The sequence below is a fragment of the Streptomyces sp. Ag109_G2-15 genome, assembly GCF_900215565.1.
Taxonomy (GTDB): domain Bacteria; phylum Actinomycetota; class Actinomycetes; order Streptomycetales; family Streptomycetaceae; genus Streptomyces; species Streptomyces diastatochromogenes.
This window is the reverse complement of the sequence record NZ_OCNI01000001.1, coordinates 3,795,997-3,816,037: the sequence shown is the minus strand read 5'-3', so window position 1 is coordinate 3,816,037 and position 20,041 is coordinate 3,795,997. Positions and strand designations below refer to the sequence as shown.

16 protein-coding genes and 1 pseudogene are annotated in these 20,041 nt (G+C 71.3%); 11 read left to right on the top strand and 6 right to left on the bottom strand.

Going from position 1 to position 20,041, the window contains the following annotated elements; translation table 11 throughout:
• Positions 1 to 83: 83 nt before the first annotated feature.
• From CRP49_RS17140 to rsmI, 4 genes are all read right to left on the bottom strand, one after another.
• On the bottom strand, positions 84 to 1,457 hold the full coding sequence (locus tag CRP49_RS17140) for a resuscitation-promoting factor (RefSeq protein ID WP_097254151.1): 1,374 nt from the start codon (positions 1,455 to 1,457) through the stop codon (positions 84 to 86).
• Between the two features lie 115 nt (positions 1,458 to 1,572).
• The gene (locus CRP49_RS17135) at positions 1,573 to 2,451 is read right to left on the bottom strand and encodes a TatD family hydrolase (RefSeq protein WP_097254150.1); all 879 of its coding nucleotides are present in this window, start codon (positions 2,449 to 2,451) and stop codon (positions 1,573 to 1,575) included.
• A gap of 46 nt (positions 2,452 to 2,497) precedes the next feature.
• Positions 2,498 to 2,905: a hypothetical protein gene (locus tag CRP49_RS17130; protein ID WP_097254149.1), complete on the bottom strand. Its 408-nt coding sequence runs from the start codon at positions 2,903 to 2,905 to the stop codon at positions 2,498 to 2,500.
• Between the two features lie 297 nt (positions 2,906 to 3,202).
• Positions 3,203 to 4,051: a 16S rRNA (cytidine(1402)-2'-O)-methyltransferase gene (gene rsmI, locus CRP49_RS17125; RefSeq protein WP_097254148.1), complete on the bottom strand. Its 849-nt coding sequence runs from the start codon at positions 4,049 to 4,051 to the stop codon at positions 3,203 to 3,205.
• A 103-nt stretch (positions 4,052 to 4,154) separates the two neighbouring features.
• On the opposite strand from rsmI, the gene CRP49_RS17120 reads away from it, so the two are divergent.
• The 4 genes from CRP49_RS17120 to fxsT all read left to right on the top strand — a co-directional run bounded on the left by CRP49_RS17120 (position 4,155) and on the right by fxsT (position 11,042).
• Positions 4,155 to 4,730, top strand: coding sequence for an IS607 family transposase (locus CRP49_RS17120; protein WP_097254147.1), 576 nt, complete (start codon positions 4,155 to 4,157; stop codon positions 4,728 to 4,730).
• Positions 4,723 to 6,360: a transposase gene (locus CRP49_RS17115; protein WP_097254146.1), complete on the top strand. Its 1,638-nt coding sequence runs from the start codon at positions 4,723 to 4,725 to the stop codon at positions 6,358 to 6,360. The genes CRP49_RS17120 and CRP49_RS17115 overlap by 8 nt, the downstream gene beginning before the upstream one ends.
• 70 nt (positions 6,361 to 6,430) lie before the next feature.
• Positions 6,431 to 8,179 (top strand): dolichyl-phosphate-mannose--protein mannosyltransferase, encoded by a 1,749-nt coding sequence (locus CRP49_RS17110; RefSeq protein WP_097254145.1) that lies wholly within the window; start codon positions 6,431 to 6,433, stop codon positions 8,177 to 8,179.
• 172 nt (positions 8,180 to 8,351) lie between these two features.
• Positions 8,352 to 11,042 carry an FxSxx-COOH system tetratricopeptide repeat protein gene (gene fxsT / locus CRP49_RS17105; RefSeq protein WP_257033425.1) on the top strand — a complete coding sequence of 897 codons (2,691 nt, stop codon included), beginning with the start codon at positions 8,352 to 8,354 and terminating at the stop codon, positions 11,040 to 11,042.
• An 82-nt stretch (positions 11,043 to 11,124) separates the two neighbouring features.
• Here fxsT and CRP49_RS17100 read toward each other — a convergent pair.
• Positions 11,125 to 11,541: pseudogene (locus CRP49_RS17100) on the bottom strand (YdcF family protein); the annotation flags it as partial.
• Between the two features lie 815 nt (positions 11,542 to 12,356).
• Here CRP49_RS17100 and CRP49_RS17095 point away from each other — a divergent pair.
• Together CRP49_RS17095 and CRP49_RS17090 are read left to right on the top strand one after the other, a co-directional pair.
• Complete coding sequence (locus tag CRP49_RS17095; RefSeq protein WP_097254143.1) at positions 12,357 to 13,997, top strand: penicillin-binding transpeptidase domain-containing protein; 1,641 nt, start codon at positions 12,357 to 12,359, stop codon at positions 13,995 to 13,997.
• A 96-nt stretch (positions 13,998 to 14,093) separates the two neighbouring features.
• On the top strand, positions 14,094 to 15,758 hold the full coding sequence (locus CRP49_RS17090; protein WP_097254142.1) for a penicillin-binding transpeptidase domain-containing protein: 1,665 nt from the start codon (positions 14,094 to 14,096) through the stop codon (positions 15,756 to 15,758).
• 15 nt (positions 15,759 to 15,773) lie between these two features.
• On the opposite strand, the gene CRP49_RS17085 is transcribed toward CRP49_RS17090, so the two are convergent.
• On the bottom strand, positions 15,774 to 16,112 hold the full coding sequence (locus CRP49_RS17085) for an SsgA family sporulation/cell division regulator (protein ID WP_097254141.1): 339 nt from the start codon (positions 16,110 to 16,112) through the stop codon (positions 15,774 to 15,776).
• A 147-nt stretch (positions 16,113 to 16,259) separates the two neighbouring features.
• Between CRP49_RS17085 and CRP49_RS17080 the strand changes: the two genes are divergently transcribed.
• The 5 genes from CRP49_RS17080 to CRP49_RS17060 all read left to right on the top strand — a co-directional run bounded on the left by CRP49_RS17080 (position 16,260) and on the right by CRP49_RS17060 (position 19,848).
• Entirely contained in the window at positions 16,260 to 17,303 is a 1,044-nt protein-coding gene (locus CRP49_RS17080) for an energy-coupling factor ABC transporter permease (protein ID WP_097254140.1), read from the top strand.
• A gap of 1 nt (position 17,304) precedes the next feature.
• A complete protein-coding gene (cbiQ, locus tag CRP49_RS17075) occupies positions 17,305 to 18,066 on the top strand; it encodes a cobalt ECF transporter T component CbiQ (protein WP_097254139.1) in 762 nt (253 codons plus the stop codon).
• Positions 18,054 to 18,812 (top strand): energy-coupling factor ABC transporter ATP-binding protein, encoded by a 759-nt coding sequence (locus CRP49_RS17070; RefSeq protein WP_097254138.1) that lies wholly within the window; start codon positions 18,054 to 18,056, stop codon positions 18,810 to 18,812. The genes cbiQ and CRP49_RS17070 overlap by 13 nt, the downstream gene beginning before the upstream one ends.
• Positions 18,809 to 19,285 (top strand): MarR family winged helix-turn-helix transcriptional regulator, encoded by a 477-nt coding sequence (locus tag CRP49_RS17065; RefSeq protein ID WP_097254137.1) that lies wholly within the window; start codon positions 18,809 to 18,811, stop codon positions 19,283 to 19,285. The genes CRP49_RS17070 and CRP49_RS17065 overlap by 4 nt, the downstream gene beginning before the upstream one ends.
• A 158-nt stretch (positions 19,286 to 19,443) precedes the next feature.
• Positions 19,444 to 19,848, top strand: coding sequence for an organic hydroperoxide resistance protein (locus tag CRP49_RS17060; RefSeq protein ID WP_097257413.1), 405 nt, complete (start codon positions 19,444 to 19,446; stop codon positions 19,846 to 19,848).
• Positions 19,849 to 20,041 lie beyond the last annotated feature (193 nt).

Below are 20,041 nucleotides of genomic sequence, written 5' to 3'. Positions count from 1 at the left end.
GCGCCGGCGGGGTGCCGCTGCGCCCACCCGTGCCGCCCCAGCGGCACGACTGCCCGCAGCTACGTGGGGACAGCCGGCCGCGGCTACCTGTGCAACCGCGCTCCGCAATGCGGCCAAGGGCTCGCCCCCCGGCGTACGTACAGCTTCTTCGCGCGGAACGTCTGCTCCTCCGCCGACGCGTCCTGCGGACGCCCGCTGCCGCCGAGGCTGTGCCAGGTGTACGTGTCGAACTGGTAGAGCCCGCCGTACGTCCCCGACGGGTCCACCGCGTGCGGGCGGCCGCCGGACTCGCAGACGGCCAGCCCCTGCCAGTTGAGATGGTCCGCGCCGTGCACGGACGGCGGCCGGGGCTTGGTGCCCACCTTGACCAGCTGGTTGCGCGGCTCCCGCACCACCTCGTACCTCTCCCGGCGCGGCTTCTCCCGGACGCCGTTGACGGTGCGCAGGAAGTAGGTGATCCGCCGCAGCCCGGGCTGTCCGGGCCGCTCGACGACCTCGGTGCCCTGGAAGAGGGAGGGGTCCTCGGTCCGCTCCACCTCGAAGGGGATCTGCTCCTCGCGCACCTCCCTGGTGCCGGTCACCCGCAGCACGGTCACCGTCTGCCCGTCGCGCGGGAAGCTGCCGGGTGGCACGGAGGTGGTGTCCTGGCCGTGCAGGGTGACGCCGGCCTCCTCGACGGCCTCACGGACGGTGGCCGCGTTGGTGCGGATGGTGCGGGTGCGGCCGTCCGCCATGATCGTGACGGCGCGCTCGGTGCGCACGTCCAGCGCGAGCCCGGCGCGTCCGATGGTCCGGGAGCGCGCGGCCGACAGGTACGCACCCTCCGCGCGCACCCCCAGCTCCCTGAGCGCCCCGTCCACCGTGCGCGCGGTCGTCCACACCTCGCGCCGCTCGCCGTCGAGGGTGAGCCGTACGGGGCGCCCGTAGCGCACCGCGATCTCGTCGCCGCTGGCGAGCGCCTCGCCCGGGCCGGGCGCGACCACGTCGTGCGTCCCGACGCGCACGCCCTCCTCGGCCAGCAGGTCCGACACGTTGTCGGCGAAGGTGTGCAGGGTGTGCTGTTCGCCGTCGACGCTCAGCTCGATCGCCTTGTCTTTGGCGACGAAGGCGGTGGTGCCGCCCGCGAGGAAGGCGACGACCAGCGCCTGCGGCAGCAGACGGCGCACGGCGGACTCCGGGCGCTCGGCGGAGCGCGCCCTGCGCCGGCGCACCGCACGCCCGCCCGCCGCTGCGGGCGCGTCGGACTCCGGGATCACCGGATCGGGCACGCGGGACTCGCTCGCCACGCCCGCCATCTGCCGCGGCAGCGGCAGCACCGGCTCGGTGACGAAGTACGCGTCGGCCTCGTAAGCGGGCCGGTAGGTGTCCTCGTACGTCCCGTAGGGCAGCGTCTCCGCGGTGTGTACGGAGGCGTCAGGGCCGTACGGGTCGTACGTCTCGTACTGCGACTTGCTCACGCCGACACGCTCCAGGGGGGCCAGAGGGGTCCGGATCGGGCCCCCAGAACCTAGCGGAGCGGATGTCACTGTCCAAAGCGACGCGACTACGTACTGTTGCGCGCCGAATGTGCGGTCAGTAATCGAACGCGCGGGCGGTGTTCGCGCCGAGCGCCGTCGCCAGCGTGTCCTCGTCGATGCCGCGCACGGCGGCCATCGCGCGCACCGTGACCGGCACCAGATACGGGGCGTTGGGCCGTCCGCGGTACGGCGCCGGCGTCAGGAAGGGCGCGTCGGTCTCCACGAGGACCAGCTCCAGCGGGGCGACGGCGAGGGCGTCCCGGAGGTTCTGGGCGTTCTTGAAGGTGACGTTGCCGGCGAAGGACATGAAGTAACCCTCGCGGGCGCAGATCCCGGCCATCTCGGCGTCGCCGGAGTAGCAGTGGAAGACGGTGCGCTCGGGGGCGCCCTCCTCCTTCAGGACGCGCAGGACGTCGGCGTGGGCGTCGCGGTCGTGGATGACGAGGGCCTTGCCGTGCCGCTTGGCGATCTCGATGTGGGCGCGGAAGGACCGCTCCTGGGCGGCCTTGCCCTCGGGGCCGGTGCGGAAGTAGTCCAGCCCCGTCTCGCCGACGCCCTTCACGTGGGGCAGCCCGGCCAGCCGGTCGATCTCGGCGAGCGCCTCGTCCAGCGCGGCGTCGCCGCCCGGCTGCCGGGCGCCCTGCCGGGACCAGCCGTCGGGGTCGCCGTGGACGACGCGCGGGGCCTCGTTGGGGTGCAGGGCGACGGTCGCGTGGACGTTCTCGTACGCGGCGGCCGTCTCGGCGGCCCAGTGCGAGCCCTTGATGTCGCAGCCGACCTGGACGACCGTCGTCACCCCCACCGACGCGGCCTTGGCCAGGCCCTCCTCGACGGTGCCGGACTGCATGTCGAGGTGGGTGTGGGAGTCGGCGACGGGCACCCGGAGGGGCTCCGGGAGCGGCGGTGCCGCGTTCTTGTCGGCGTTCGAAGGCATGCCCCGATCCTACGAAAGGGGCACGCCTGATCGACCGGCCCTCGGGTCAGCTCGCCCGGCGCTGGAACGGGTGCAGGAGATCGGACAGGTGCCAGTGGTGCGGCTCCTTGGCCTGCCCCGGCGCCTCCGCGGCCTCGACCGGGCCGCCCGCCCGCGGAGCGGGGTGATGGTGCCCCTCCGCCGCGCTGCGCACCGACGCGACCTGACCCGCGCGCATGATCCGCACGACGTGGCCGTCGCAGTTCTGGCACGCGGGCCGGCTCAGCGGGGACGGCACGATCCGCCCGTCGGCCACGTACCGCACGAACTCGTGACCGTCGCCGTCGGTGTGGTGCTCTATCTCGTACGACTGCTCCCAGCCGTGCCCGCATCGCATGCAGGCGAACGAATACGACTCGTGAACGACGGCTGTGGCCGTACCGCGGAGGCCGGACTGCCCTGCGATCTCACTCATGCCAGCTCCTCTGTACCGCTGGACAAGCGCCCCGAAGCGGGGATTCCCCCCGGAATCCCCTGGGGCGAGGGACGGGTGCGTCCCTTCGACCAGTGGACGCCTCCGCCGGAGCGAATGCATCAGGCCTGTCGAGTGTTGGAGGCGATTTGGACGACGCTTGCCAAATCGGCCCCTGGCACGGGGTCTGGTCTTTGCCTTTCGCGCCCCCCTTTTGCCCTCCCATGGGGCGCGCGCTCACAAGAGAACGCCCCTGCTCAGAGGGCATATTTCAGCAGGCACCAGCCGGACGGACCCGGTTCACTCCCCGGCGTGCTTGGCCGAAACCACCGCGTCGAAAACAGCCCGCTTGGGCAGCCCGGCCTCCGCCGCCACCGCCGCGATCGCCTCCTTGCGCCGCTCCCCGGCCTCCTCCCGGACCCGCACCCGGCGGACCAGTTCCGCGGCGTCCAGTTCCTCGGGACCGGACTCCGGAGCCCCCTCCACGACGACGGTGATCTCCCCGCGGACGCCCTCCGCGGCCCACCGCGCCAGCTCCGCGAGCGGCCCCCGCCGCACCTCCTCGTACGTCTTGGTCAGCTCGCGGCAGACGGCGGCCCGCCGCTCCGCGCCGAAGACCTCGGCCATCGCGGCGAGGGTGTCGTCCAGCCGGTGCGGGGCCTCGAAGTAGACGAGCGTCCGCCGCTCGCCGGCGACCTCCCGCAGCCGGGACAGCCGCTCCCCCGCCTTGCGCGGCAGGAAGCCCTCGAAGCAGAACCGGTCGACGGGCAGCCCGGACAGGGCGAGGGCGGTGAGCACGGCGGACGGCCCGGGGACGGCGGTGACCTTGACGTCCTTCTCCACGGCGGCCGCGACCAGCCGGTACCCCGGGTCGGAGACCGACGGCATGCCCGCGTCCGTGACGAGCAGCACGCGCGCCCCGCCGAGCAGCTCCTCGACCAGCTCGGGGGTGCGGGCGGACTCGTTGCCCTCGAAGTACGACACCACGCGCCCCTTGGGGGTCACGCCCAGCGCCTGGGTGAGCCGGCGCAGCCGCCGCGTGTCCTCGGCGGCCACGACGTCGGCGCCCGCCAGCTCCTCCGCGAGCCGGGGCGGCGCGTCCGCGATGTCGCCGATGGGGGTACCTGCCAGGACAAGGGTTCCAGTCACGCTCCCATCCTCCCAGGGCCGCAGAGGAGGGGTCTCCACCTGCTGGTCCTCGAAGTCGGGTAAGTGAGCATAACCATGTAGGAGTGAGTGTCGTTGTCAGAGCGTGAATCTGACGGAATGGGCGAAGACGCAGGGTGTGCATCCGCAGACCGCGTATCGCTGGTTCCGTGAGGGGATGTTGCCGGTACCGGCTCAGCGGGTCGGGCCACGCACGATCCTGGTGAACATTGACGCGAACACCAGGCCCGAGGCCATCGGCGGGCTGGGCCTGTATGCCCGCGTGTCCTCGCACGATCAGAAGACCGATCTGGAACGCCAGGTCGCTCGGCTGTCGGCGTGGGCAGCGAAGGCCGGTCACCGAGTCGTTCGTGTTGAGGCGGAGATCGCTTCCGGGATGAACGGCTGCCGTTCCAAGGCCCGGCGTCTGCTGGCCGACCCGAACGTGACCTGTGTGGTGGTGGAGCACAAGGACCGGCTCGGCCGGATGAACGTCGAGCTTGTCGAGGCCGCCTTGTCCGCGACGGGCCGTCGGCTGCTGGTCCTGGACGAGGGCGAGGTCGAAGACGACCTGGTGCGGGACATGGTGGAGGTGCTGACCTCGTTCTGCGCCCGCCTGTACGGGCGCAGGTCGGCGAAGAACCGCGCCCGCAAGGCACTGGAAGCCGCCGAACATGGCTGACCTCCGCCCGATTGCCGCGCCGTTCGTGGCTCTCGGCCCGTCCGGTGTTGCGATCCGTGCCCGGCTCAAGGAACCCACGCCCGAGGATGAGAAGGTTCTGCGCTTGGTGGGGGCGCACCTGGGCTCGGTGGCTTCGAAGGACCTCAAAGCGCGTTGCGCTGACGGCCTGGAGCACTCCACCGAGTCATGGGCGGCCCGTAAGAGGGACCTGACGGCCGAGTCGTCGTCCAGGTGGGCCGGGTCGATCACGAAGGCCACGCATGACCAGTGGGCGCTCGCCCGGCGCGGCCAGGCCGCACACGTGCAGTCCCTCGAAGCCGGTATCACGACGATCCGGCACCGGCTGTTGCTGCCGGTCGGGGAGAAGGGCACCAAGCGGGCTCCGGGCGGCTACCGCTCCGCGCACGAGTGGTTCCAGAAGACGCGACGGCTGCATGTGCTGGAGGACCGGCTCGACCGGGTTCGGGCTGACCGGGAAGCGGGCCGGGTGCATGTCGTACGTGGCGGTAAACGTCTGCTGGGCACCCGCCACAACCTCGACAAGGCGCAGCTCACCGAGGCCGAGTGGCGTGAGCGGTGGGAAGCCGAGCGCTGGTTCCTCCAGGCGGACGGCGAGGCGGGGAAAAGGCTCGGCAACGAGACGATCCGCATCACGCCCGAGGGCGAAGTATCGATCAAGCTCCCGGCCCCGCTCGCCAACCTGGCGAACGCCAAGCACGGCCGGTACGTACTCGCTGCGAAGGTGCGGTTCCCTCACCGGGGGCAGGAGCGGGCCGACCGCGTGGAGGCCAACCGGGCCGTGGCCTACCGCATCCACTACGACACGGGGCGCGGGCGCTGGTACGTGGACGCCTCCTGGCAGATCCCACCCACCAAGACCATCCCACTCAAAGCTGCCCTCGCCGATGGCGTGATCGGCGTGGACACCAATGCCGACCACCTCGCCGCATGGCGCCTGGACACTCACGGCAACCCGATCGGCCGGCCGCGCCGGTTCTTCTACGACCTGTCCGGCAACGCCCAGCACCGCGACGCCCAGGTACGGCACGCCCTCACGCGGCTGCTGAACTGGGCCAAGAGCTGCGGCGTCAAGGCCATCGCGGTCGAAGACCTCGACTTCCAGGCCGAGAAAACCAGAGAGAAGCACGGGCGCAAGCGCCGATTCCGGCAGCTCATCTCCGGCATGCCGACCGGCAAGCTCCGCGCCCGGCTGGCCTCCATGGCCGACGCCACAGATATCGCGATCATCGCCGTGGACCCGGCCTACACCAGCAAGTGGGGCGCCCAGCACTGGCAAAAGCCGATGGCCGGCCCCACCCGTAAGACCACCCGGCACGATGCGGCGAGCATCGCGATCGGGCGACGCGCCCAGGGGCACCCGATCCGGCGACGGACGACACCGCCCCGTGCACACCAGAGCGATGCGCACGGGCATCGGACCGTCCAGGCCGACCGGCGTACCCCTGGGCGTGAGGGACCCCGCCCCCGCATCCCCGGACCACGGACACGATCCGTGCCGCCGGACGCGGCGAGTACGCGGGCGACCAGGACATCCAAAACCGTTCGGGGTGTCCGCAGTGACCAGGTATGGGTCCAAGACTCACTCCTGCTCACTGATTGGGAACGGTGAAAGCGACCGCGTCCCGATCGGTACCTCACATGCACGGGACTCACACAGAACGGTTCCCTACGATGGCGCGGTGACCAGTACCGCGTCCTCCACGGACCTCCGGCAGGGCCAGGCACCGCACGACCAGCGGCCGTCGTGGCAGCAGCGGCTGCGCCGATTCGGCTACGCGCCCGCCAAGGACGCTCCCTCGGGTGACGTACGCGACCGGCTGGTGCCGCCGTACACGGAGCCCAGTCCGCGCCTGTGGCAGGTGCTGGGCGTCCCGCCGGTCCTGGCGGAGCGGATCAGCCGCTGGTCGGGCTGGGTCGGTCCGTTGCTGGTGACGCTGATGGCGGGCCTGATGCGGTTCTGGAACCTGGGCAGCCCGCGCGCGGTGATATTCGACGAGACGTACTACGCCAAGGACGCCTGGGCGCTCGTCCACCGCGGGTACGAGGTCAACTGGGACAAGAACGCCAACGACCTGGTGCTGCAGACGCACGGCCATCTCGCGATCCCCACGGACGCGGCGTACGTGGTGCACCCGCCGGTGGGCAAGTACGTCATCGGCCTGGGCGAGCTGATGTTCGGGTTCAACCCGTTCGGCTGGCGCTTCATGACGGCCCTGCTGGGGACCCTCTCCGTCCTGCTGCTGTGCCGGATCGGCCGCCGGATGTTCCGCTCGACGTTCCTCGGCTGTCTGGCGGGCGCGCTGATGGCGGTGGACGGCCTGCACTTCGTGATGAGCCGGACCTCGCTGCTCGACGGCGTGCTGATGTTCTTCGTCGTGGCCGCGTTCGGCTGCCTGATCGTCGACCGGGACAGGTCACGGCAGAAACTGGCCGCCGCGCTGCCTGCCGGGCCCGACGGCCGGGTACGCCCGGACGACCACGTCGGCGACACCTTCCGCTTCGGCTGGCGGCCCTGGCGCTGGGGCGCCGGGCTGATGCTGGGCCTGGCCATCGGCACCAAGTGGAACGGCCTGTACATCCTGGGCGCGTTCTTCGTGATGGCGGTGCTGTGGGACGCGGGCGCCCGCAGGGTGGCCGGCGCCCGGAACCCGTACCTCGCGGCGCTCAAGTACGACACCGGGATCGCGTTCCTCGCGACGTTCCCGGTGGCGCTCACCGTCTACCTGGTCTCCTGGACCGGCTGGATCCTCTCCCCGTCCAACGGCACCGGCGGCTACTTCCGCAACTGGGCGGCGACCGACGGCAGGGGCGGCCACTGGACCTTCCTGCCGGACTGGCTGCGCAGCCTGTGGCACTACGAGCACGAGGTCTACAAGTTCCACATCGGGCTGTCGTCCCCGCACACCTACCAGTCCAACCCGTGGAGCTGGCTCGTGCTGGGCCGCCCGGTGTCGTACTTCTACGAGTCCCCCTCCCCCGGCGCCGACGGCTGCCCGGCCGACGCCGGCGAGAAGTGCGCCCGGGAGGTGCTGGCCATCGGCACACCGCTGCTGTGGTGGGCGGCCTGCTTCGCGATCCTGTACGTGCTGTGGCGCTGGCTGCTGCGCCGCGACTGGCGGGCCGGCGCCATCGCCTGCGGCATCGCGGCCGGTTACCTGCCCTGGTTCATGTACCAGGAGCGCACGATCTTCCTCTTCTACGCGGTCGTCTTCCTGCCGTTCCTCTGCCTGGCGGTGGCGATGCTGGTCGGCGCGATCATCGGCCCACCGAACTCCAGCGAGACCCGCCGGGTGATCGGCGCGTCGGCGGCGGGCGTCCTGGTGCTGCTGATCGCCTGGAACTTCATCTACTTCTGGCCGCTGTACACCGGCACGGCGATCCCGATCGACAGCTGGCGGTCGCGGATGTGGCTGGATACCTGGGTCTAGCTCGACAGATGCACCACGACGGCGCGGCAGGCTGCTGTGCCGTCGTGGTCGTTGTTGGTCGCGCGGACACAATCCCGAGTCCATGCCCAGCCCGTCCGCGTGTCGTCCACACCGGATCTGTTCTTGGTCGCGAATAGCGGGAGAACCGGTGGGCTGCGCCAGTACGGTCAGGATGCTGGATCCGACCGTGTTCGAGGGGGCTTTGGTGGCGGGCGGGGAGGCGCGGTACGGCGCTGACGGTGGGGACCACGTCGACTTCCGTGGTGGTTTGTTCACCGGCCCGGTCACGGGCAAGGACATCCACCACCACTACTACGGAACACGGCGACCCACGGCCGTGTGGCCGCATCAGGTGGGGGTGATCCCGCCGCGGGCGGGCTGTTTCCAGACCCGCGCGGAAGTGGTTCGGCTGCGTGAAGCACTCACGGGTGGGCAGGCCGCGGTCCTGGTGGGGCAGGACACAGTCCACGGGCAGGTGCTGGCCGGGATGGGTGGGGTGGGCAAGACCCAGCTGGCCGCCGACTACGCCCGCACGGCCTGGCAGGCCGGTGAGCTGGACGTGTTGGTGTGGATCACCGCGAGCAACGCCACCGCGGCCGCCTCCGGTTATGCGCAGGCCGCCGTGGAGATCCTCGGTGCCGACCCCGCGGACCGGGAAACGGCCGCGCGCGCGTTCCTGGCCTGGCTGGAACCCAAGGCGAACGCCGCGCCATGCCGGTGGCTGGTCGTCCTCGACGACGTCACCGACCCGGCCGACCTGAACGGACTGTGGCCGCCGGCCGGCCCGCACGGCCGCACCTTGGTCACCACGCGCCGCCAGGATGCCGCCTTGGCCGGCCGTCTGATCAAGGTCGGACTGTTCACCGAGGCCGAATCCCTCGCCTACCTCACCTCCGCGCTGGGCGCCCGTAACCGCCACGAGCCCGCCGAACAGCTCACCGCACTCGCCCAGGATTTAGGGCACCTGCCGCTCGCGTTGTCGCAGGCCGCTGCCTATCTCATCGACGCCGGCATCAGCGCCGCCGCCTATCGGGGGCTGCTGGCCGACCGTAGTGCCTCTCTGACTGATGCCGCTCCCGAGGTCCTGCCCGACGGTCAGACCCAGACCGCGGCAGCAGCCTGGTCGCTGTCCGCCGACCGCGCCGACACCCTGCGCCCGGTGGGCTTGGCCCGCCCGATGCTCCAGCTCGCGGCGTTCCTCAGCCCCAACGGCATCCCCGAAACCGTCCTGACCAGCGCTCCCGCCCTCGCCCACCTGACCCGGCACCGCGCCGAAGAGCAGGACAAGACTCCCGCGTCCGTCACTGCGGACGAGGCGGTCGGTGCGCTGCGGGCACTGGATCGGCTCAGCCTCATCGACCACACCCCCGCTACCCCCCACCAAGCCATCCGCGTCCACCAGCTCATCCAGCGCGCCACCCGTGACACGCTCACCCCCGACCAGCACGACCAAATGGCCCGCACCACCGCCGACGCCCTCATCACCGCCTGGCCCGCCATCGAACGCGACACCGAACTCGCCCAGGCCCTGCGCGCCAATGCCACCACCCTCACCCGCACCGCCGGAGACGCCTTGTACCAGCCCGACGCACATGTGGTGCTGTACCGGGCCGGACGAAGCCTTGGCGAAGCCGGCCAGGTCACCGCCGCCACAGCCCACTTCCATCGCCTGACCGAGACCACCGGCCACCACCTCGGCCCCGACCACCCCGCCACCCTGACCGCCCGCCACGACCTCGCCCGGTGGCGGGGAGAGGCGGGGGACGCGGCCGGCGCTGCAGCAGCGTTCGAGCAGCTGCTGGCCGACCGGCTGCGGGTGCAGGGCCCCGACCACCCCCACACCCTGACCGCCCGCAGCCACCTCGCCCTGTGGCGGGGGATGGCGGGAGACGCGGCCGGCGCCGCGACCGCGTTCGAGCAGCTCCTGGCCGACCGGCTGCGGGCGCTGGGTGAGGACCACCCCCACACGCTGACCACCCGCAGCCACCTCGCCCGATGGCGAGGGGAGACGGGAGACGCGGCCGGCGCCGCAGCCGCATACGAGCAGCTCCTGGCCGACCGGCTGCGGGTGCAGGGTGAGGACCACCCCGACACGCTCGGCACCCGCCACAACCTCGCCCGATGGCGAGGGGAGACGGGAGACGCGGCCGGCGCCGCAGCCGCATACGAGCAGCTCCTGGCCGACCGGCTGCGGGTGCAGGGTGAGGACCACCCCCACACGCTGACCGCCCGTAGCAACCTCGCCCGGTGGCAAGGGGAGGCGGGAGACGCGGCCGGCGCCGCAGCCGCATACGAGCAGCTCCTGGCCGACCGGCTGCGGGTGCTGGGTGAGGATCACCCCCATACGCTGACCACCCGCAGCAACCTCGCCCACTGGCGAGGTGAGACGGGAGACGCGGCCGGTGCCGCAGCAGCGTTCGAGCAGCTACTGGCCGACCGGCTACGGGTGCAGGGCCCCGACCACCCCCACACCCTGACCACCCGCAGCCACCTCGCCCACTGGCGAGGTGAGACGGGAGACGCGGCCGGTGCCGCAGCAGCGTTCGAGCAGCTACTGGCCGACCGGCTACGGGTGCAGGGCCCCGACCACCCCCACACCCTGGCTGCCCGCAGCCACCTCGCCTACTGGCGGGGGATGGCGGGAGACGCGGCCGGCGCCGCAGCCGCGTTCGAGCAGCTCCTGGCAGACCGGCTGTGGGCACTGGGTGAGGACCACCCCGACACGCTGGCTGCCCGCAGCCACCTCGCCTACTGGCGGGGGATGGCGGGAGAGACCCCCGCGCCTGAGGGCTGGCGGGATCCGACGCCGCGTCCTGGCGGGGCGCAGCCTGCTCATAGGCGTCGTGGGCGCCAGGGGGAGTAGCTGTCTTTGTGCGCTGCTGTTGGCGTACGGGCTAGCGTGCGAGCAAGCGAGGGCCTAGCCATCGCCAGGCGGCCGACGATGGTCAGGCAACCAGCCGGCTTGTGAAGCCGCGTGACGAGAGCCGCTCGAACGCTTGGGTTACGTCGGCTGGTACTCCCTGCGTGATCATGAAGCCCTGGGACGGGTAGAGCAGCAGGCGTTGCAGCGATCCGACGAGCATGTCGACGACTAGGCGGGCGCTCTGGATCGAGTCGACGTATTCGGAGAGTGTCATGGACGTGGACGCGCTGACGAACTCCACCTCAGGCCACAGCTTGCGTGCAGTGGCGTAGGCACGGCGCTCCTCGTACGGCTTGCTGACGAGAAGCACGGATGTCACGACGATCCCGCGCTCCTCGAGCAGTGCACGGGACAGAGTGATGTTCTGCCCGGCATTTCGGGCGCATGGCTCGACAAGGATCGCGTCTGCCGGCACGCCCAGCTCCAGGGCGCGGTCCCGTCACCCCGACCCAGTCCACCCGCCGGCGGGCCGAGTCGCCCGCCAGGGCGGCCGCTCGGAGCAACGTCGACGATCACCGCTGGAATACGCCAGGTTTCGCCACCCCGGCGCGTCCGCTGCCTGGGGCTTTGTGATTCGCCACTCGAATACGCCATTCGAACGCAAGCCTGCCCGCCACCGGCAAAGAGGGGCAAAGCACCGTCCAAAGATCGCGGCCGGATGCTTGAGCAATACGGCCGACTTGGGGTTTCCTCGTCCCGCACACGCAGAAGGCCCAGCCCCGGGAGGCAACCCCGAGGCCGGGCCGGTGCGCGGGGCGGGTGGGTCCGGCCGCTTAGGCGTCGGCCGGGCTCACCTGTCATGCGTCACGAAAAGCGCTCGACGCATCCCGCGATGGCAGTGACCGCCGTGAGGAACAGTGCCGCGAGTTGCACCCAGTCGGACTTCGGGCGCCGCCCACGGCACCGTCCCCGCCTCGTCGATCGCTCCATCAGGTCCGGTCTCCCCTCTCGATGTGGCCAACCTGCCCACCACGGGCAGGCGTTGAGGGAGGGGCACGGCCGGACGACTCGCAACATACCGGCGCGCCAGGCTGCCGCACGACCGCGCGCCACCTTTCGCCAGCCTTCGCCATGGACCGTGTCGGGGAGTGATCACTCGCGTCCGGCAACGTCTCTGTTCGGACAACAATCGGCAACTCTGGCCACAGGATCCCCGCAGGCGCTTAGAGTTCCGCTGCGACCTGCTTTTGAACGCGTTCAGGAAATTGGGGGCGCGGCAGGTCCTCACGGGGAAACGGGGAGAGGATTCGCGCGATGCGCAGGGGAGTCAAGGCAACGGTCATAGGCGGGGTGTGTGCGGCCCTGCTGGGCGGGGCCGGGTACGGCGCCTACAACATCATGTCCGCGCTGAGCGGTGACGGGGGGACGGGCGGCGGTCCCGCGGCCGTGAAGAGCGGGCCGCCGAGCGGTACGGAGGTCGAGGAGACCACCGCGAAGTTCTTCGCGGCCTGGGAGAAGGGGGACGCCTCCACCGCGGCGGCCTACACCAACTTCCCGGAAGCGGCACGGGAACTGCTCGCGGCGTACGGCGGGGACGCGCACATCACCAAGGTGCACATCACGCCCGGCACGGCCACCGGCACGACCGTGCCTTTCACGGTCAAGGCAACGGTGTCGTACGGGGGAAAGACCCAACCGCTCAGCTACGAGAGCCACTTGACCGTCGTGCGCGGCAAGACCTCGTACCGGCCGCTGGTCGACTGGCAGCCCTCCGTCGTCCATCCGCAGCTGCGCAAGGGCGACACCCTGATGACGGGCGAGTCCGCGGCTCCGCCGATCGAGGCCGTGGACCGCGACGGGAAGGTACTGACGAAGGAGAAGTACCCGTCGCTCGGCCCGATCCTGGACGAACTGCGCAAGCGCTACGGCGACAAGACGGGCGGCCGGGCCGGCGTGGAGCTGGTGATACGGCACGAAGGCACGACGGAGACGGAGGAGGGCGCGGCCGACACCACCCTCCTCACCCTCACCAAGGGCAGACCCGGCACGCTGCACACGACGCTCAGCGCGGGCGCGCAGGCGGCGGCCGAGACGGCCGTGCGGAAGTACGCCGATTCGTCCGTCGTGGCCGTCAAGCCGAGCACGGGCGAGATCCTGGCCGTCGCCAACCACCGCGACGACGGCTTCGACGCGGCCCTCCTGGGCGAACGCCCGCCCGGCTCCACCATGAAGATCATCAGTGCGGCGGCCCTCATCGACAACGGCCTGACCACCGCGAACGGCCCGGCGCCCTGCCCGCCCTCCGCCGTCTCCGAGAGCCAGACCTTCCACAACCTCAAGGACCTCACCCCGGACGAGCACGCCACCCTCTCCGACAGCTTCGCCCGCTCCTGCAACACGGCGTTCGTGAAGTTCGCGAACGAGGTCAAGGTGGACACCCTCACCAGGGAGGCCCAGGAGCGGTTCGGACTCGGGCAGAACAACTGGCAGATCGGCGTCCCGTCCTTCGACGGCCGGGTCCCCGCCGCCGGCGGCCCCGACACCGCGGCCGCCCTGATCGGCCAGGGCCAGGTCCAGATGAGCCCGCTCAACATGGCCTCCGTGACGGCGACCGCGACGACCGGCACCTTCCGGCAGCCGGTGCTCGTGCCGCTGAGCCTGGACCACCGCGAACCGGCACGCGCGCGCGGGCTGTCGCAGAGCACGGTCCAGCAGCTGCGCGCCATGATGAACCGCACAGCGACCAGCGGCACCGCGGCCGGGGTCATGTCCGGGCTCGGCCCCGACTTCGGCGCGAAGACCGGCTCGGCGGAGGCCGACGGGCAGGCGAAGTCGGACAGTTGGTTCACGGGGTACCGGGGCGACGTCGCCGCGGCCGCGATGGTCCAGGACGGCGGGCACGGCATCGACGCGGCCGGACCGATTGTCGCAAGCGTGCTACGGAGTGCCGGCTGACATCACCCGCAAAGACGGGGACCTTACTGTGGTTGTCGTCGTTGGGGAGTGTGAGGGCTGCGGGGACCCTGGGGAAAGCGCGGAGGAACTGAGGCTGTGGGCAAGAGAAGGCGCGTCGCCGAGCGACGGAAGACCAGACCCGCCGTACTCGGCGGGATGATCGCCGTGGTCGTCGTCGGCGCCGGGTTCGGCGTCTACGCGCTGTACGACGGCGGCGCGGCGGCCGACGAGCGGACGTCCGCGGCCGACCACAAGGCCGTCAAGACCGGCCCGCTCACCGCCGCCGAGGTCCGCACGGCCTCCACCCGCTTCCTCACCGCCTGGCAGCAGGGCCGGGCCACCGAGGCGGCGGCCGCCACCGACGACCCGGCCGCCGCCACCACTCTGCTCACCGGCTACACCAAGGACGCCCACCTCAAGGGCGTCACCCTCAAGACCGGCACCGCCACCGGCGCCAAGGTGCCCTTCTCCGTCAAGGCGACGGTGGCGTACCAGAGCCTCAGCAAGCCGCTCGCGTACGACAGTTCGCTCACCGTCGTCCGGCGCAAGAGCGACGGCAAGCCGCTGGTCGACTGGCACGCCTCCGTGGTCCACCCGGACCTGAAGGACGGCGACACGCTCGTCACCGGCGAGTCCGGCACCCCGCCGATCAAGGCGCTGGACCGCGACGGCGGGGAGCTGACGACCGCCACGTACCCGTCGCTGGGCACAGTCCTGGACGGGCTGCGGGAGAAGTTCGGCAAGACGGCGGGCGGCAAGGCCGGCGTGGAGCTGCGGGTGGTGCGCGGCAAGGCGTCGGAGGCGGCCAAGCTCTCCGACAAGACGCTCGTGGAGCTGAGCAAGGGCACGCCGGGCACGGTGAAGACGACGCTGAGCCCGACGCTCCAGGCGGCCGCCGAGAAGCAGGTCGACCAGCGGACGCGGGCCTCGGTGGTGGTCATGCGGCCCTCCACCGGTGAGATCCTCGCGGTCGCCAACAGCGGGCACGGGTTCAACACCGCCTTCCAGGGCTCCCTGGCGCCCGGCTCCACGATGAAGATCGTGACGTCGACGATGCTGTTCGAGAAGGGACTCGTCACCCCCGACGCGTCCCACCCCTGCCCCAAGACGTACAAGCTCGCCGGCTGGACGTTCCACAACGACGCCGACTCCGAGATCAAGAAGGGCACGTTCAAGCTGAGCTTCGGGGCGTCCTGCAACAACGCCTTCATCAATTTCGCGCCGAAGCTGTCCAACAGCGACCTGACGCAGGAGGCCCAGCAGGTCTACGGCCTCGGCCTGAACAACTGGGCCATCGGCGTCCCGTCCTTCGACGGCTCGGTCCCGGTGCAGAGCGGCGCGCAGATGGGCGCCTCGCTGATCGGGCAGGGCGGGGTGCGGATGAACCCGCTGAACATGGCGTCGGTGGCGGCGACCGTGGAGTCGGGCGTCTTCCGCCAGCCGTACCTGGTGGCCCCCACGGTCGACCACCGCACCCTGGCGAAGGCCTCGCGCACCATGTCGTCGAAGACGCAGGCCCAGCTGAAGGACGTCATGCAGTACACGGCGGCGTACGGCACGGCGGCCAAGGCGATGGCGGGCCTCGGTCCGGACTACGGCGCCAAGACGGGCTCCGCCGAGGTCGACGGCCAGAAGAAGCCGAACGGCTGGCTCACCGCCTACCGTGGCGACCTCGCCGCGGCGGGCGTGGTCCAGGCGGGCGGGCACGGCGGCGACACGGCCGGGCCGATCGTCGCCGCACTGCTGAAGCTGGGCGGCTGAGCGGTCCCGGAGGCGTCAGCTGCTGACGGGCTCGGCCGTGTACGTCCGGCGCAGGAACCGGAGCAGCGCCTTCGACTCGAACTGCACCACCTCCACGCCGTGCGCGGAGTGGAACTCCACGACGGCCTGGACGCGCCCGCACGGCCACACCCGTACGTCGCCACTCTCGACCGGCGCCCGCAGTCCGCGTTCGAGCAGCGCGCGCGAGAAGGTCCACTCGTGCGGTCCGGGCAGCCCGAACCGGACCGACCGTGGATCGGTGTCGGGGTCGTACCGCAGCACAACGGGTACGGCCCCCGGGTCCTCCTCATCCGTGACGATGTGGGCGCGCGCGTACTGCTCGACTACAGACATCGGATCGCCCTCTCACGCTCAGTCACCTATGCGAAAGCTGTGCATCCGCTTCCATCCAATGTCGCATATTTTTCGGTTTGCGCCGCGGTGAGAGTGAGACTTCGTCTCTCTTGCAAAAGGTTCGCAACAAGCGTCTAAAATCGTACGGTGCACGTACCTGACGGATTCATCAACGCCCCCACCTCCGCGGTCACCGGAGTCGTCGCCGCCGGGGCCATCGCGGTGAGCCTGCGCGGCGCCCGCCGTGAACTCGACGAGCGGACGGCCCCGCTGGCCGGTCTGGTGGCGGCGTTCATCTTCGCCGTGCAGATGCTGAACTTCCCGGTGGCGGCCGGCACCAGCGGCCATCTGCTGGGCGGTGCGCTCGCCGCGATCCTGGTCGGCCCGTACACGGGCGTGCTGTGTGTGTCGGTCGTGCTGCTCATGCAGGGCGTGCTGTTCGCGGACGGCGGGCTGACGGCGCTCGGCGTGAACATCACCGACATGGCGATCGTCACCACCGTGGTGTCGTACGCCGTCTTCCGCGGGCTGCTCGCCGTCCTGCCCCGCAAGCGGCGCTCGGTCACCGTCGCCTCCTTCGTCGCCGCGCTGGTCTCCGTGCCGGCCGCCGCCGTCGCCTTCACGTTCATGTACGCGATCGGCGGCACCACGGACGTCTCCATCGGCAAGGTGGCGACCGCGATGATCGGCGTCCATGTGCTGATCGGCATCGGCGAGGCCGTGATCACCGCGCTCACGGTGAGCGCCGTCATCGCCGTACGCCCGGACCTCGTGCACGGCGCGCGCGGCCTCCAGCAGCGCCTGCGGCTGCGCGTGAACGGCGACCTGGTGGACGCTCCGGCTCCCACGGCGCCCGTGGCGGCCCGCACCTCCCGGCGCACGCTGTGGATCACCGGCCTGGTCACCTCGCTGGTGCTCGCCGGGTTCGTGAGCTTCTACGCCTCGGCCAACCCCGACGGCCTGGAGAAGGTCGCGCACGACAAGGGCATCGACAAGAAGGCCGAGAAGCACGCGGCGGCCGACTCCCCGCTCGCCGACTACGGCGTCAAGGACGTCTCCGACGCCCGGCTGTCCGGCGGCCTCGCGGGCGTGATCGGCGTCGGCGTCACGGTCGTCGCGGGCAGCGCGGTGTTCTGGGCCGTGCGCAGGCGCCGCAGCGCGGACGTCTCGCCCGTGAACACGGGCCTGTGACATGGGAGCGGGACACGCGCACCGCCTCTACCGGCACGGGCACTCCTCCGTGCACGCCCTGCCGCCGCACACCAAGCTGGCGGCCGTCTTCGCGTTCGTGGTGGTCGTGGTGTCCACCCCACGCGAGGCGATGTGGGCGTTCGCGGTGTACGCCGTCCTGCTCGCGTTCGTCGCGTACCGCGCGCGCGTACCCGCCGGTTTCCTGCTCAAGCGGCTGCTGATCGAGGTGCCGTTCGTGGCGTTCGCGGTCCTCATGCCGTTCGTGGCCGAGGGCGAGCGGGTCGACGTCCTCGGGCTCTCGCTGAGCGTGAACGGCCTGTGGGGCGCCTGGAACGTGCTCGCCAAGGGCACCCTCGGCGTCGCCGCCTCCGTGCTGCTGGCCGCCACCACCGAACTGCGTGAACTGCTGCTCGGGCTGCAGCGGTTGAAGCTGCCGCCGCTGCTCGTGCAGATCGCCTCGTTCATGATCCGCTACGGCGACGTCATCACCGACGAGATGCGCCGGATGCGGATCGCCCGCGAATCGCGCGGCTTCGAGGCGCGGGGCGTACGGCACTGGGGGGTGCTCGCCAAGTCCGCCGGCGCGCTGTTCATCCGCTCCTACGAGCGCGGGGAGCGCGTGCACCTCGCCATGGTGAGCCGGGGGTACGCCGGCGCGATGCCGGTCATCGACGAGGTGACCGCGTCCCGCGCGCAGTGGTCGTACGCCCTCGCGCTCCCCTCGGCCGCCCTCGTCGTCTGTATGCTGGGATGGATCCTGTGACACCTTCGCTGGAAGTGGCCGGACTGGCCTTCGCGTACCCCGACGGCCATCAGGCCCTGTTCGGCGTGGACTTCTCGATCGGGCGCGGCGAACGGGTCGCGCTGCTCGGCCCGAACGGCGCCGGCAAGACCACCCTCGTCCTGCACCTGAACGGCATCCTGGGCGGCGGCACCGGGACGGTGACCGTGGCCGGGCTGCCGGTCGGCAAGCGGCACATGGCCGCGATCCGGCAGAAGGTCGGCATCGTCTTCCAGGACCCCGACGACCAGTTGTTCATGCCGACCGTGCGGGAGGACGTGGCGTTCGGGCCGGCCGCCGCCGGCATCAAGGGGGCCGCGCTGGGGGAGCGGGTGCGCACGGCCCTGGAGCGGGTCGGCATGCAGGACTTCGCCGACCGGCCGCCGCACCACCTGTCCTTCGGCCAGCGCCGCCGGGTCGCCGTCGCGACCGTCCTCGCGATGGAGCCGGAGATCCTGGTCCTGGACGAGCCGTCCTCCAACCTCGACCCGGCCTCCCGGCGTGAACTCGCCGACATCCTGCGCTCGCTGGACGTGACGGTCCTCATGGTCACGCACGACCTGCCGTACGCCCTGGAGCTGTGCCCGCGCTCGCTGATCCTCAGCGACGGCGTGATCGCGGCGGACGGCCCGACCGGCGAGCTGCTCTCCGACGACGCCCTGATGCGGGCGCACCGTCTGGAGCTGCCGTTCGGCTTCGACCCGAAGTCCGTGACAATGGGCGCGTGACGCGTCAAGACGACCGAGACGACAACGGGGCCGCCGGGTCGCTGCGCCTGGACGACCAGCTGTGCTTCGCGCTGTACGCCGCCCAGCGCGCCGTGACCGCCGCATACCGTCCGCTCCTCGACGACCTCGGGCTCACCTACCCGCAGTACCTCGTGCTGCTGGTCCTCTGGGAGCGCGGCGAGACCAGCGTGAAGGAGCTGGCGGGCGCCCTGCGCCTGGATTACGGCACCGTCTCGCCGCTGCTGAAGCGGCTGGAGGGGGCGGGCCTGGTGCGCAGGGAGCGCGCGGCGGACGACGAGCGCTCGGTGCTCGTGGCGTGCACCGGGCGCGGTGAGCAGCTCAGAGAGCGCGCGGAGCGCGTGCCCGGCGCACTGCTCACGACCACGGGGCTCGGCACCCAGGAGATCGCGCGGTTGCGCGAGGAGCTGTGGAAGCTCACCGAGCGCGCCGACGCGGCGGCCGACCGGCGCTGATCTCGCGTTACCCACGGTTGTAACCCCCTGCTGGCGCAGACTGACGTACCGGCCAGTACCTTGTGCACGATGTACTTGTGCGCCACTTGTCCTGGGGGAGGCCAACCTTGACCGATGTCACCGCAGACACCGCTGTCGACACCCGTCCGACGAAGATCATGTACGTCGCCGAGGCCACCGCCCACGGCGGCCGGGACGGCTACGTCACCAGCCAGGACGGCCAGATCCAGCTGAAGGTCGCGATGCCGCCGCAGCTGGGCGGAGACGGCAACGGCACCAACCCGGAGCAGCTGTTCGCGGCCGGCTACAGCTCCTGCTTCCACAACGCGCTGATCCTCGTCGGCAACCGCTCGGGCTACGACCTGACCGGCTCCACGGTGGCCGCGAAGGTCGGCATCGGCCCCAACAAGCACCGCGGCTACGGCCTCGCGGTCGCCCTCAGCGTCTCCCTGCCGGTCCTGGACCCCGAGGTCGCGGCGAAGCTGGTGGACGCGGCGCACGAGGTGTGCCCGTACTCGAACGCGACGCGCGGGAACATCGACGTGACGATCCTGCTGGGCTGAGCCCCCGCGCCCGGGTGACGGCATCCCTGCCCGGGTACAACGCCGGTGTCGCCCGTCGAGAAGCTCGTCCGGGCGGCGCACGAGCCGCAGGACGCGGTCCCGGCCGGGTACGAGGGCGGGTCCGAGGACGTCAGGCCGTAGCGGATATCACCACCCGCCGAGGAATCCAAGGCCACACGCCCGTGTTTCACTC

Coding starts and splice junctions, on each gene's coding strand:
- CRP49_RS17135 (WP_097254150.1), bottom strand. CDS start 2,451: ATGCCTTCGAACGCCGACAAGAACGCGGCACCGCCGCTCCCGGAGCCC.
- CRP49_RS17130 (WP_097254149.1), bottom strand. CDS start 2,905: ATGAGTGAGATCGCAGGGCAGTCCGGCCTCCGCGGTACGGCCACAGCC.
- CRP49_RS17115 (WP_097254146.1), top strand. CDS start 4,723: ATGGCTGACCTCCGCCCGATTGCCGCGCCGTTCGTGGCTCTCGGCCCG.
- fxsT (WP_257033425.1), top strand. CDS start 8,352: ATGCTGGATCCGACCGTGTTCGAGGGGGCTTTGGTGGCGGGCGGGGAG.
- CRP49_RS17095 (WP_097254143.1), top strand. CDS start 12,357: ATGCGCAGGGGAGTCAAGGCAACGGTCATAGGCGGGGTGTGTGCGGCC.
- CRP49_RS17085 (WP_097254141.1), bottom strand. CDS start 16,112: ATGTCTGTAGTCGAGCAGTACGCGCGCGCCCACATCGTCACGGATGAG.
- cbiQ (WP_097254139.1), top strand. CDS start 17,305: ATGGGAGCGGGACACGCGCACCGCCTCTACCGGCACGGGCACTCCTCC.
- CRP49_RS17070 (WP_097254138.1), top strand. CDS start 18,054: ATGGATCCTGTGACACCTTCGCTGGAAGTGGCCGGACTGGCCTTCGCG.
- CRP49_RS17060 (WP_097257413.1), top strand. CDS start 19,444: ATGTACGTCGCCGAGGCCACCGCCCACGGCGGCCGGGACGGCTACGTC.